The sequence below is a fragment of the Microcystis sp. LE19-10.1B genome (genome assembly GCF_027530565.1).
Taxonomy (GTDB): domain Bacteria; phylum Cyanobacteriota; class Cyanobacteriia; order Cyanobacteriales; family Microcystaceae; genus Microcystis; species Microcystis aeruginosa.
Genome location: NZ_JAPZQM010000392.1, coordinates 1 through 11,988 on the forward strand (window position 1 = coordinate 1; position 11,988 = coordinate 11,988).

The following is an 11,988-nucleotide window of genomic DNA, read 5'->3' on the forward strand; positions in this document are numbered from 1 at the left end:
TAAATCCTTATCTGGCAAGAGACTTAATTGATTAGTTCGCTCTAGATAAAAAACAATTGACAAAAATCGCTAAATGCCTTTCTATATAAGGGTTCCATCCCTTATAACCCCCCTCCATTGCATAACACAAACCGAAGAGCCCTAAAACTATTCTTTTCGATCAATGTAAGCCTATTCCTGAACCCTCTACAGTCCTCAGCCTCCTCGCCCTTGGTACTCTCGGCGCAGCCTCAACCCTCAAGCGCAAACTAAAGCCATCCAAATCAGCCGAAAAAGAAACCACAAAAGTAAGCTAAATTGCTCATTAAAAATACAATGCCCCTTCAATTAGCCAGTTGAGGGGTGTTTATTTTTAGTCCATATTTCTATTCATTGATTTTTTTGATCCAATGGCAACTTTTACATCAATAGAGTCAAATTCAATGAGTATGGTGATTTTGTGCTACAATAGAGGTCTGTTAAAAGTAAAAAGAACAATCAATTACCATGAATAGCAAGACAGAAATCACTATTCAAGTTCCTTTAGAAATTGCTAGATATTACGCTAAAATTAAACCCAATGACCGAGCGAACATAGAAAACAAATTAACTGAAACTATTCAATTAGAATTAGAAAAATATCGTCAAAAAGCAGCGGCAAGATTATCACCAATTATGGATCAAGCTAGTGATGAAGCAGAAGCTAAAGGATTAACTCCAGATATTTTAGCGTCTATTTTAGAACCAATTGAGAGTTAATCACATTACTAAAAACGGATTAGCTGTAGGGCTAATTCATGAATTAGCCCTACAATAGGCGTTGTTATTCTGATCTGACAACGCCGATAAATCAACAGAGATTCTCAATTCGCTCGGGAAATGTGCGTCGCCAGGGCCGCCGATTGTAGGATGGGGGTAGTGGTGACGGAATCCGTCGCTAGGGTAAAGAGAGGATTGGAAAGGATACCGGCCAGGGAAGTCGCCACTAGGGAGAGGACAATACCCACCTGTAGGGGACGCATCCCGGTAAGAGTCCAATTGATAACGGGGTAATTTTTCACCGCATCGGACATCTCTTGGGGTTCCTTGACCACCATCATTTTGACCACACGGATATAGTAGTAAATCGAGGCCACACTGGTGACTAAACCAACGAGGACGAGGGCATAAAGTCCCGCTTGCCAACCGGCCCAGAATAGATAAATCTTACCAAAGAAGCCCGCTAGAGGTGGAATTCCCCCCAAAGAGAGCAGACAGATGCTTAAACAGAGGGTTAGGAGCGGATCTTTCTGGTAGAGTCCCGAATACTCAGCGATCTGATCGGTTCCGGTTCTCAGAGCAAAGAGAATCACACAGGCAAAAGCCCCTAGGTTCATGAACAGGTAAATTAACAGATAGAAAATCATGCTAGAGTAACCCGCGTCAGTACCGGCGGTTAAACCAATCATGACAAAACCCGCCTGACCGATCGAGGAATAGGCTAACATCCGTTTCATGCTAGTTTGGGCTAAGGCGACCACGTTGCCCAGGATCATGCTCAAAATGGCTAGAGCGATAAAGATAAACCGCCATTGTTCGCTGACTAGACCGAAAACCGTCACTAATAGGCGAATTGCTAGGGCAAAACCGGCCGCTTTGGAACCTACCGAGAGGAAAGCCACCACGGGAGTGGGTGAACCTTCGTACACATCAGGGGTCCATTGGTGAAAGGGAACCGCCGAAATTTTGAAGGCGATACCGGCAATCACAAACACTAATGCGATCGCTAAGGCCAAGGACTGACCACCGTTAACAGCGGTTAATTTTTGGGCAATGGCACTTAAACTGGTTTCACCTCCGGATAAACCGTAGAGAAGGGAAACACCATAGAGGAAAATCGCCGAACTAGAAGCTCCAATTAACAGGTATTTTAAGGCGGCCTCGTTCGATCGAGGATCCCGCTTCATGTAACCGGTCATTAGATAGGAGGAAATACTGAGCATTTCTAGGGAGATGAAGATCATCACCAATTCACTAGCGCCAGATAGGAACATTCCCCCGAGGGTCGCGGTGAGCATAATGGCTAAAAATTCCGCTAGGGAGGTTCCCGCTTGTTCCACATAACGCACCGACATCAGCACTGTGGAGGCGGTAGAAAGGGCAATAATCCCCCTAAAGACGATACTGAGATTATCGCCCTCAAAAGCCCCTAAAAAAGCCACCGGTTTCGGATTGTCCCAGGTAAAGTAGAGAGCAACCACAGCAGCGAGCAGACCAGCGATCGCAACGTAGGGCAGCCAACTTCTGGCACTCCGTCCCACGATTAAATCGCCGATTAAAATCACCATCAGGGTAATAATCAGGATTCCTTCGGGCCAGATAACGCCGGCGTTTAGCTGACTGGCAACAAGACTAGAAAAATCCATATTGATTGAGGTTAAAGGAATTTGAAGTTAAAAAAGGCTTAATACAAGCTTAGGGCATTTGATCAGCGATTCAGTGATCAGTTATCAGTGATCAGTGATCAGATGTGAGTTTTCAGTTCACCGATCGCCGCTATCGGGTTAAAATTTCTAAAAACCCAGATAAATTTGAGATAATCTTAGCTTTTATGGGTATTATACTTGTCTATTGTCTTTTTTATCCTCTTGTCTCGTAGTCTCCTCAGCTAAGGGAAAATCTTTGATTTTTGCAGCCGAGCTAATTTCTGGTGGTGACAACTTGTCACCGAGATGTATCCAAGTTAACAGGGAAAAAGTGAAAACTCAGGAAATCATGACATAGACTGGCATCGTTAGTTGTCGTTGAAGGATTCTGGTAAAATCAGGCTAGGGGAAACACCCGAAAAATCAATTGTTTTTGAGCCATCCGCTTGATTTTTTTGTGGAAAAATTTTCTAGTTCGCTCAATCCTTTTCCTTTAGCGATCGCTTGAATGAGTAACGAAACCTATCTCAATCATCCTACTTTCGGTCTATTATACAGAGTGTGTCTATTAGAAGAACATCGGGAATTATTCACCACTCTTTATGCCCAACGTCTTTTTTTTCTGGTGACGGTGGGACCAAAAAAAGTCTCGTTCGATCCGATTAGTCGTTCCGATGCTCGTCTTTTAGTGGAAAACCGGCTGCGAAATTTGCGCCGGGGCAGTAATGTGCAAGAATTTAACAGTCTCAACCAAACTTATCAACAAACCTTTTCAGTCTAGTTCATGACGATCGCTAGTCGTATCGAGTCAATCCGTCTTACCCTACCCCCCTCCACGCGCCTGATTGCCGTCAGTAAACAGGTATCGAGCGATTATATCCGTCAAGCTTACCGAGCAGGAGTGAGAGATTTTGCTGAAAGTAAGCTACAGGAAGCAATCTCGAAGCAGCAAGAACTAAAAGACCTGCCAGATATTTCTTGGCACTTTATCGGGCATCTACAGGCAAATAAAGCCCGCAAAGTCCTAGAATCTTTTGATTTAATCCATTCCCTCGATAGTTTAAAATTAGCCCAAAGACTCGATCGCCTAGCGGCGGAATTAGAGATTAATCCCCAAGTTTTGCTACAGGTGAAAGTTGTCCCCGATCCCGATAAGTTCGGTTGGGACAAGGCCGAATTACTAGCAGATATTCCCGATTTAGTCAACTGTAAACAGCTAAAAATTCAAGGTTTGATGACAATTCTGCCCCGAGGATTATCCGCTGGGGAAAAGTTAGCCGCCTTTGAAAAAACCAGCGATTTAGCCCAAATAATCGAGAATAGCTCTAGTTTATGCCTGCCTCATCTATCCATGGGGATGTCTAACGATTATCCTCTCGCCATCAAGGCCGGAGCCACTTTGATCCGGGTGGGAACTGGCATCTTCGGCGATCGTATTTACTGAACCATCTCCGTAAATTTACAGAAAAAACTCCTAGTAATTTTAATAATCGGTGACAATATATCTTAAGATTACAGCGTTCAGTCTAGAAACCGGTGGTTAGAAATGAGGAATTGACTTTTTCCCAATCCCTGAAAACTATCCCCTGATAACTGATAACTGAAAAGAGGGAACTAACCGCTGCCTCCAGACGACTAGAATGACGAACCCTGAACAAAATAGTTCTCCTGTACCAAGTGAGAACAAAAGTTGTTAAAGGCCACTAAAATAACCCCGACTCTAGCCAAGACCACCTAAAAAATCTTTTGAAGGACACTTAGACTGTGAACAACATTTTTACCAAACTCAAAGATTTTGTCGGCATCTCCGAACAACCAGAAGACGAAGACGAAACCGACTACGAAGAAATGAACTGGGAAAAGTCTTCCCCCCAAGATAGGGATCAAAACGAAGAAGAAGATCCCCTCAATCGTCGTCAACGCGAACCTTTAAATCTCAGTACAGCCACATCTATGGGACTCAACAGAAGCAACGTGATCGGTATGCCAGGTATTAACAACAATAATGCAGAAGTAGTCGTGATCGAGCCCCATTCCTTCGAGGAAATGCCCCAAGTTATCCAAACCCTGAGAGAACGCAAATCGGTGGTTTTAAATCTCAACGTCATGGATCCCGAAGAAGCACAAAGAGCCGTGGATTTTGTCGCCGGTGGCACTTATGCAATTGATGGTCATCAAGAACGCATCGGTGAGAGTATTTTCCTATTTACCCCCAGCTGCGTTAAAGTTAGCACCCTTTCCGGAACTATTCACGATATCGCTGATAACCCGAAAATGGCTCGTCCCGTTTCCTCCGCACCTGCTTGGGGAGCCGAAAGCAGTCGATTAGCTCAATGAATCCTGCCATAGTCCTCTCGTCAGGTTTGTCGAAGCTAGAAATCGATCGATTTATCGAGAGGATGCGTTTTTTCTTGGTAGGATAGCTAAATCTCTCTTTTTTACTTTTTACTTTTAATAATACTGTGTCTATTCGTTTAGGAATTATTGGCGGCGGCGTGATGGCTGAGGCCATTCTCAGCCGTTTATTAAAAAAAAATATTTATAGTCCCGAAACGGTGTTAGTCAGTGAACCCCAATCCCAACGGCGCAACTTTTGGGTTAATACCTACGGAGTACAAGTCAGTGAGGATAACCGGGAAGCCGCTAGAGCAACTGAGGTGTTAATCTTAGCGATAAAACCGCAAATTTTAGAGCAAGTAGTGAATAGTTTGCTGGGAATACCCGAAAAACCCTTGATTATCTCGATTTTAGCAGGAGTTACCCTCAATCGCCTAGAAATGGGCTTTCCCGATCGCCCCGTCATCCGGACGATGCCTAATACCCCCGCCACGGTGGGACAAGGGGTTACAGCAATCGCACCTGGTCGTTATGCGGAACCGGAACATCTGGCCGTAGCCAGAGATATTTTTGCTGCGGTCGGTTCGGTGGTGGAAGTTCCCGAAGCTTTGATGGACGCGGTAACGGGATTATCGGGATCGGGCCCGGCATTTGTGGCCTTGATGGTGGAAGCTTTAAGCGATGGTGGTGTGGCGGCCGGATTACCGCGATCAATCGCATCTCAATTGGCCATAGAAACAGTTTTAGGGACGGCAACCCTATTAAAAGAATCGGCCATACATCCTGGGGAATTAAAGGATCGCGTCACTAGCCCCGGAGGAACTACGATTGCCGGAGTGAGACAATTAGAAAAAGGCTCTTTTCGATCGACAATTATCGAGGCAGTAGTGGCGGCCTATCATAGATCTAAAGATTTAGGGCGTAGTTCTGAAAAGTAATCTTTGTATCTTTTTTAACCATAAGTAGGTAGGCGTTAAAAATTATCAGACACCCCCCTTATCAAGGGGGGATTAAGGGGGGACTAAGGGGGGACTAAGGGGGGATCGGCACCCCCCTTCTCAAGGGGGGCCGGGGGGCTCGCCCCTACAATCCATTTTTAATTTAATTATAACCAGCTACTTAACTGATGTCTCGATCTGTGATAAGATACGCAGCAATTCTTGTCCAGAAAAAGTTATGAATAAGAAATCTAATCGTTTTGATTTAATGGCATTAATTGCCATTGCTGTTTTTTTTCTGGGGATTGTTTTCTGGAAAGTCCCGCTTCATTATCCCTATATCCTTAATTTTGATGAAGCGGTGGCCCTGGTACTTGCCTACGTCACTAAACAAGGTTATCGTCTCTACGAACAAGTTTGGCACGATCATTTATCGGGTTTATCTCTTTTACTAAATAGTTGGTTAAGCGTGACAGGATTTACTATCCATGCCGCGCGCCTTATGGTGCTTTCTTTGTCCACAATTATGTTAGGAATTTTTTATCTAATTCTGAGAGTTAATTGCGGAATATTAGCTTCTTGTTTATCGGTATTTATTCTCTCAACCTGTCTAGTGTATATTACCCTATCAACGACAATGTTGCGGGAGTTACCCTCACTTTTTTTTACAATCTTAAGTATTTTTATCATCTTTAAAGCCGTTCAATTCACGGGTAAGCTTAAGTATGGACTGTATTTACTCAGTGCCATTGCTTTCGTTTTTTCCCTGCAAATTAAACTTTCAGGCATTACTATTATCCCAACTGTAGCTTTAATTATTTTTCTCAATCAACAAAGTAGCTTTATTAAAAGAATCATTGATATTGTTATTTGGTCAGTCGCTGTCGTTTTAGTCTTTGTCTTGGGTTCCCTGACTATTTTTCCTTTTTCCTACGAAAATATTATTAAATCTCATGTCAGCGTTGCCTCTAGTTTTACTCAAGAAAATCTCACCTTATGGACTCTCTTACAAAGCGCCCTACAGCACGAACCAATTTATCTAATCGTGACAGCGATCGCTATTATAGCGATGGTTTTTACTCGCAATATAATACCACTTTTACCGCCCTTGATCTGGTTGGGTTCTAATCTATTTAGATTCGCCACAGTCGCCCCAATTTGGCCTTATTATTATATCCATTTAATTATTCCTGCCGTTTGGATAATTGCCTTATTTGTCGAACAGTTTAAAATTAATGATAGTCTCGCAGAATTTAGGCAAAATCGAAAAATAACCCAGGAATTAGTTCTCAAAATGCTGATTTTTATCCCCCTGTCTGGTCAATTTCTCTTTAATACCTTGAGAATAATCACCAATCGTGATCCTGCAATTAATGCCTACGTTCAATTTAATAAAAGGTATAAACCTCTTTTAGCAGAAGCTGTGTTTGAAAAATTTAAAAACTCCGATAAACTTCTGTTAACCGACAATCCTCACTATATGTATCAATATTTCTTGAAAACACCCCCAGAAACTGCTGTCATCACCAGAAAGAGATTTATGAATCAGAATCTTGATGGGGATTTTATCCTAGAAGTTATTGAAAAAAGACAGCCCGATTTGGTTTTTCTCTATCGATTTGAAAAGGAATTTCTGCAATCACCAAAACTCAAGGATTATTTAGAGAAAAATTATATCCAGTTTCCCGATCAGCAAGAAAAAGGAACTCTCTTTATCAGTCCGAAAACTTGGCAAGAATATCAAAGTAAGGTTAATTAGGGCTTGCTGAATAAATCTAAAAACCTTGTTGGATAATATCTTTAGGCTTTTTTGAAATCAAAAAGTTCCGGGCCTGGGAGTGATCGGGGGGAAAATTTAGGCACTTTTTCCCTGAAAATTAGCTAATTGACCACCTCAAAATCGCTAAAACCCTACACCCCACACCCTGCCCCCACGAACAACTTTTTGCCGCAAACCCTAATGAGAAATTGTGGACGGGGACTATTAACGTTTTTTCTTTTTTACCGGTTTTTGAGCCACTTTTCGAGAACGTTTATAGGCCGATCCGATCCAATCACTACAACTATGACTCATCGCCCCTAATTCTAAACCCAGGAAAATAGCGATCGCTACCCGGGGATACTGTTGCCATAATGCGATCGCTTGCTGCGGCCACAGTCGCCAATCCCAGTCTATACCCCAGAAACTTTGCAGGATGGGAATGATGATGATCGCCGCTAGTAAAAGAAAACTACCGAAGTAAAATAACCGAAAAATTGTGCCGATCAATAAACCGTGGGATAACCAACCGCGATGACGGATCATAGAACGATAGGGTAGCCACAACCAGCGCAGATAACCCCAACGTTTGTATTGTACCGAGTGGATGTCCAGATCTGGTCCAAACAGGAATCCGCTAAACAAATAACTGGCCAAGAGTAACAGGGTTAATTTACCACTGCCACTGACCAAAAAACTCGCCCCCGCAATCGGTGGCAACAGAATTAGGGTAATGCGATCGTGAGTTCGACCAGAGGGCATCGGAAAAAAATTAACTCGCTCAAAAAAATAATATACTTTTTTGAAAATATATGTTATACTGAGAAAGTACGAAATTGATTCGGGCGTTTAGCTCAGTGGTAGAGCGCCTGCCTTACAAGCAGGATGCCGTAAGTTCGACCCTTACAACGCCCATTTTATTCGATCCTTGCCTAGTCAAGCTCTCACTCCTGATCGCCGGTTTAGATTAAAACTATTGAGGGGAATTGCTGCTGGAAGGCAAAATTGCGACTATTTGCTAGTAAGCTAGTCAGTAGGTACTAGGATTAATTCATCGCGGCACACTGGTTATATGGCCAATTGGAAATGTATTAAAAATTGTGGAGCTTGTTGTCAACTAAATCCCGATGAGCGTCCTGACTTAGAAGAATATCTGACTCCCGCACAATTAAGTCAATATCTCAGCATGGTGGGGGAAGAAGGTTGGTGTATAAACTTCGATCGCCAAACCCGTCTCTGTACCATTTATGACCAGAGACCAGAATTTTGTCGTGTTCAACCCGATATTTTTGCCAAAATGTATCAAATTGAACCGGGAGAATTTGAGCAATTTGCGATCGATTGCTGTCATCAACACATTGAGGATCTTTATGGGGAAGATAGCCTAGAAATGAATAGCTATCGTCAGCAAGTAGGCTAAGATTTACCCCTATCCCAGAAATAACTCAGATGGGGAAGAAAATAAGTGGTCTGGTTATTGTCCCGATCCTCTCCATCGCTAAACCAGTAAAATTACGGAATTGATTGTTTCCCTGTTGAGGATAAGTCTATAGGAAACTCAAAACCTCTAGGGGTGCAGAGTTTGAGTCCAGGACAGGGAAAAACTATCATGAAAAAACCAGAAAAACAGCGCCGCAGACGCGGGGTTATCCTCACCCCCACGGGACTAGAAAAATTACTTACTGCCAAACAAGAAGCGGAATATCGGGATAATCGCGGTCATCGCTTCACCCTAGAAGTCCTCAGCGAGAAAACTCTTTTAGGGGTAGATACTCTGATGAAGGTATTTGCTTGTGAATCGGGAGTGGATAAACAAACCCTGAAACATTGTTTTCAAGCTTTTAATTTAACTTTAGAAAATAGCGATTATTATCGTCCTAACCTACCAGAAACTAATAGTATTAATCCTCAACTATTGCCTGAGTTACCAGAGGGACAAGTCCCCCTCAATTCCCCCTTTTATATTCACAGAAACAATCTAGAACAGACTTGTTATCAAGAGATATTGCGCGGGGGTAGTCTTATCCGGATTAACGCGGCCAGAAAAATGGGAAAAACTTCCCTGATGACTAGAATTATTAATTATGCTCAACAACAGCAATACCATACACTTTATTTCAGTTTTCGGTTAGCAGAAAGCTCAATTTTTCAAGATTTAAATCACTGGCTGCGTTGGCTTTGTGTTAGTATTAGTCGTCAGTTAGATTTAGACAATCATCTCCCAGAGGATTGGGATGAATTCTTAGGGGGTAAAATTAACTGTAAAATCTATATAGAAAAGCATATTCTCTCCCATCTTGATCGCCCTTTAGTGCTTGCCTTTGATGATCTTGAATATCTTTTACCCTATCCAGAGCTAAGGGAAGAATTTTTTAGTATTCTGCACCTCTGGCACGAGGAAGGCAAAAACAAACCTCTCTGGCAAAAATTACGTTTAATTGTTGCCTATTCCCCTGCACAGGAGCTTGATAAAACCTCAGATATCTATCAATCTCCTTTTAGTCTTGGTTTACCGATCGAATTGCCTAATTTTACCAGCGCACAAGTACGAGAATTAAGTCAAAGACAGGGATTAGATCAGAATTTTGACTGCGAAAAATTACGGATATTTCTAGGGGGTAATCCCTATTTAATTCGTCTTGCTTGCTATCATCTTGCTCGGGGTAATTGTAGCCTAGAAAGCATTTTGGCTACTTCTATCGGCGAGGAAAATAATATTTTTGCAGGCCATCTTAAACGTTTACTTTGGCATCTGCAATACTTAAAGGGCAATTTAGCGGCTATCTTTGCTAAGGTGGTGATGGCGGAAAAAGACATAGAAATTGATTTAATGGCAGCTTTTCACCTAGAAAGTCTCGGACTAATTCACCGACAAGGTAAGTTTTGCCGAGTCAGTTGTCCTCTCTACCGTCAATATTTTGGCGAATATTTCCGGCAACGTTCTGTTTTTTTGCCTCGAAAAACTTCTATCCTCGCCAAAAAAATTACGCTTGCTCGCTTTGATACTTCCGAAAAAAGTCGCTATGCTATGTAATTTATAGTCCGTTAGGCGCTCGGCTAACACAGGCTAGGAGTGCTAAAGTTATCACCATAAACATCCTCAAGGAAAATCAACTCGGTGCGGACAATCCTGCTGCAATCTCTTCTTTGGCTTTCCGTGCTGCTGCGACTAGATTATTCTTCGTCTGTTTAAACGACTGATCCCATCGTTTTTCTTCTTCAATTTCTGCAATATAAGCTCGAACGTACTCTACTAACTGCTCTTGAAGCTCATCAGGCAGAGACTCAACCATCTTGATGATCGTGGTAATAGCAGGAGAGGGCATGGTATCTATCAGCGTAGTAGGTTTTCTCTATTCTACAACGTCCACCGCAAACCCAAAATGATATGATCTTTATTTCCTCTGTGTCTGGAGTGGTTTTTATTAATGAGCCTTGCTCAAAACCAAACAATTCATAATTGAAGAGCGAGGTATTTATGGGTAAAGAAGAAGAAATACTTAAACAATGGCGAGAACTGACACCGGAAAAGCAACAAAAAGTTTTACAATTTGTTCAAACACTGAAATCTAAGTCAGAAACAACAGCACCACTTAATTAGGAGTCTAACCCATGAGCGGCCCCACCATCGAAACCGATTTAGGAAAAATCCTAGACCAGATTAATCAGAATCTTAAAGAGACCAATCAGAAGCTAGACGCGCTCCAGAAAGATGTCACAGAGATCAGGATTGTTCAAGTCAGATTCGAGGCCGAAGTCAAGGGATATCTCAAGGCATTACAGGGAGAATTCAACACCTTACAAGGTGATCTAAAAGAGATTAAAGGTTCCCAGAAAGCCCAAATTTGGGCATTAATCACCATCTTGGCAACAGCAGTTATCGGAACTGTTATCCGCTTTGTCATCACTGTTCCCCCTGTTAGCAACCCCTAACTCCCACTGCCGGGGAACAGGCTTCTGGTTCCTGTTTGATATTCAGGTAGAATTAATGATAGAATTGGTGCGTTACGGCGGATTATTAATTTTGGTTTTTTGACGGGATTTGTAACCGTCTAAGGGAGCCTACACATCTTCTCTCAATGAGATCATCAATTTTTTTTAGGTACTTAATCAAATTTCTCCAGATGATTTATGAGTATCCTCTACTGTCTCAATCCCGAATGTTCCCATCCTCAAAATCCGACTCATTATAGCTATTGTCAAGGATGTGGCGGAAATTTAAGCCAAACTAGCCAATCATATTCTTTTCATAGCCGTTATCTCATTGTCGGAGTATTAGGCGAAGGCGCATTCGGTAGAACTTATCAAGCTAAGGACTTGAATTTTAATCGCAAACCCCGGGTTATTAAAAAATTTATTGCTCAAATGCAGGGAGCTGCTCTGGAGAAGTCTAAGGAGTTATTTCAAAGAGAAGCGGAAAAATTAGACGAAATGAACTACCCCGCCGCAAGCGGACGGGGTATCAGAATCAAAATAGACTCAATTGTAGATTTTGGTGTAGCTGCAGGTATTCTTTATCTTGTTCTTTTACATATCTCGCTATCATACCTTCATCCCCATGCTTTCCTAC

The 11,988-nt window shown here is 42.3% G+C and carries 13 protein-coding genes, 1 tRNA gene and 3 pseudogenes; 13 read left to right on the forward strand and 4 right to left on the reverse strand.

The window, feature by feature from the left end; all coding sequences use genetic code 11:
- Positions 1–173: 173 nt before the first annotated feature.
- Both O9332_RS14160 and O9332_RS14165 read left to right on the forward strand, forming a co-directional pair.
- Positions 174–296 (forward strand): annotated as a pseudogene (locus tag O9332_RS14160) (PEP-CTERM sorting domain-containing protein); the annotation flags it as partial.
- Positions 297–486: 190 nt separating this feature from the next.
- Entirely contained in the window at positions 487–738 is a 252-nt protein-coding gene (locus O9332_RS14165) for a hypothetical protein (protein WP_288026089.1), read from the forward strand.
- Positions 739–842: 104 nt separating this feature from the next.
- On the opposite strand, the gene O9332_RS14170 is transcribed toward O9332_RS14165, so the two are convergent.
- Entirely contained in the window at positions 843–2,384 is a 1,542-nt protein-coding gene (locus O9332_RS14170; protein ID WP_002762955.1) for an NAD(P)H-quinone oxidoreductase subunit N, read from the reverse strand.
- A 508-nt stretch (positions 2,385–2,892) separates the two neighbouring features.
- Between O9332_RS14170 and pipX the strand changes: the two genes are divergently transcribed.
- The 5 genes from pipX (at position 2,893) to O9332_RS14195 (ending at position 7,418) form a co-directional block, all read left to right on the forward strand.
- Complete coding sequence (gene pipX / locus O9332_RS14175; RefSeq protein WP_002733869.1) at positions 2,893–3,165, forward strand: transcriptional coactivator PipX; 273 nt, start codon at positions 2,893–2,895, stop codon at positions 3,163–3,165.
- A 3-nt stretch (positions 3,166–3,168) separates the two neighbouring features.
- Entirely contained in the window at positions 3,169–3,828 is a 660-nt protein-coding gene (locus O9332_RS14180) for a YggS family pyridoxal phosphate-dependent enzyme (RefSeq protein WP_002762954.1), read from the forward strand.
- A 320-nt stretch (positions 3,829–4,148) separates the two neighbouring features.
- A complete protein-coding gene (locus O9332_RS14185; RefSeq protein ID WP_002762952.1) occupies positions 4,149–4,721 on the forward strand; it encodes a cell division protein SepF in 573 nt (190 codons plus the stop codon).
- 125 nt (positions 4,722–4,846) lie between these two features.
- Complete coding sequence (gene proC, locus O9332_RS14190) at positions 4,847–5,659, forward strand: pyrroline-5-carboxylate reductase (protein WP_002762951.1); 813 nt, start codon at positions 4,847–4,849, stop codon at positions 5,657–5,659.
- A gap of 238 nt (positions 5,660–5,897) precedes the next feature.
- Positions 5,898–7,418, forward strand: a complete 1,521-nt coding sequence (locus O9332_RS14195) for an ArnT family glycosyltransferase (RefSeq protein ID WP_288026094.1) — start codon at positions 5,898–5,900, stop codon at positions 7,416–7,418.
- A 225-nt stretch (positions 7,419–7,643) separates the two neighbouring features.
- Here O9332_RS14195 and O9332_RS14200 read toward each other — a convergent pair whose 3' ends face one another.
- On the reverse strand, positions 7,644–8,180 hold the full coding sequence (locus O9332_RS14200) for a metal-binding protein (RefSeq protein WP_002762946.1): 537 nt from the start codon (positions 8,178–8,180) through the stop codon (positions 7,644–7,646).
- An 81-nt stretch (positions 8,181–8,261) separates the two neighbouring features.
- On the opposite strand from O9332_RS14200, the gene O9332_RS14205 reads away from it, so the two are divergent.
- The 3 genes from O9332_RS14205 (at position 8,262) to O9332_RS14215 (ending at position 10,452) form a co-directional block, all read left to right on the forward strand.
- Positions 8,262–8,333, forward strand: a tRNA-Val gene (locus O9332_RS14205).
- Positions 8,334–8,490: 157 nt separating this feature from the next.
- Positions 8,491–8,838, forward strand: a complete 348-nt coding sequence (locus O9332_RS14210; RefSeq protein ID WP_002762944.1) for a YkgJ family cysteine cluster protein — start codon at positions 8,491–8,493, stop codon at positions 8,836–8,838.
- A gap of 189 nt (positions 8,839–9,027) precedes the next feature.
- Positions 9,028–10,452, forward strand: a complete 1,425-nt coding sequence (locus tag O9332_RS14215; protein ID WP_002762942.1) for an AAA-like domain-containing protein — start codon at positions 9,028–9,030, stop codon at positions 10,450–10,452.
- 76 nt (positions 10,453–10,528) lie between these two features.
- On the opposite strand, the gene O9332_RS14220 is transcribed toward O9332_RS14215, so the two are convergent.
- Positions 10,529–10,744, reverse strand: coding sequence for a hypothetical protein (locus O9332_RS14220; protein WP_002762940.1), 216 nt, complete (start codon positions 10,742–10,744; stop codon positions 10,529–10,531).
- Positions 10,745–10,896: 152 nt separating this feature from the next.
- Between O9332_RS14220 and O9332_RS14225 the strand changes: the two genes are divergently transcribed.
- From O9332_RS14225 to O9332_RS28090, 3 genes and pseudogenes are all read left to right on the forward strand, one after another.
- A complete protein-coding gene (locus O9332_RS14225; protein ID WP_002762935.1) occupies positions 10,897–11,019 on the forward strand; it encodes a hypothetical protein in 123 nt (40 codons plus the stop codon).
- An 11-nt stretch (positions 11,020–11,030) separates the two neighbouring features.
- On the forward strand, positions 11,031–11,351 hold the full coding sequence (locus O9332_RS14230; protein ID WP_288026098.1) for a hypothetical protein: 321 nt from the start codon (positions 11,031–11,033) through the stop codon (positions 11,349–11,351).
- 198 nt (positions 11,352–11,549) lie between these two features.
- Positions 11,550–11,603: pseudogene (locus O9332_RS28090) on the forward strand (4-Cys prefix domain-containing protein); the annotation flags it as partial.
- Between the two features lie 283 nt (positions 11,604–11,886).
- On the opposite strand, the pseudogene O9332_RS14235 reads toward O9332_RS28090, so the two are convergent.
- Positions 11,887–11,988 (reverse strand): annotated as a pseudogene (locus tag O9332_RS14235) (IS200/IS605 family transposase); the annotation flags it as partial.

Bases quoted from the DNA above. Each gene is read 5' to 3' on its own strand.
- O9332_RS14230 (WP_288026098.1), top strand. From the start codon at position 11,031: ATGAGCGGCCCCACCATCGAAACCGATTTAGGAAAAATCCTAGACCAG.
- O9332_RS14210 (WP_002762944.1), top strand. From the start codon at position 8,491: ATGGCCAATTGGAAATGTATTAAAAATTGTGGAGCTTGTTGTCAACTA.
- O9332_RS14215 (WP_002762942.1), top strand. From the start codon at position 9,028: ATGAAAAAACCAGAAAAACAGCGCCGCAGACGCGGGGTTATCCTCACC.
- O9332_RS14220 (WP_002762940.1), bottom strand. From the start codon at position 10,744: ATGCCCTCTCCTGCTATTACCACGATCATCAAGATGGTTGAGTCTCTG.
- O9332_RS14180 (WP_002762954.1), top strand. From the start codon at position 3,169: ATGACGATCGCTAGTCGTATCGAGTCAATCCGTCTTACCCTACCCCCC.
- O9332_RS14170 (WP_002762955.1), bottom strand. From the start codon at position 2,384: ATGGATTTTTCTAGTCTTGTTGCCAGTCAGCTAAACGCCGGCGTTATC.
- O9332_RS14225 (WP_002762935.1), top strand. From the start codon at position 10,897: ATGGGTAAAGAAGAAGAAATACTTAAACAATGGCGAGAACTGACACCG.
- O9332_RS14200 (WP_002762946.1), bottom strand. From the start codon at position 8,180: ATGCCCTCTGGTCGAACTCACGATCGCATTACCCTAATTCTGTTGCCA.
- O9332_RS14165 (WP_288026089.1), top strand. From the start codon at position 487: ATGAATAGCAAGACAGAAATCACTATTCAAGTTCCTTTAGAAATTGCT.
- O9332_RS14195 (WP_288026094.1), top strand. From the start codon at position 5,898: ATGAATAAGAAATCTAATCGTTTTGATTTAATGGCATTAATTGCCATT.
- pipX (WP_002733869.1), top strand. From the start codon at position 2,893: ATGAGTAACGAAACCTATCTCAATCATCCTACTTTCGGTCTATTATAC.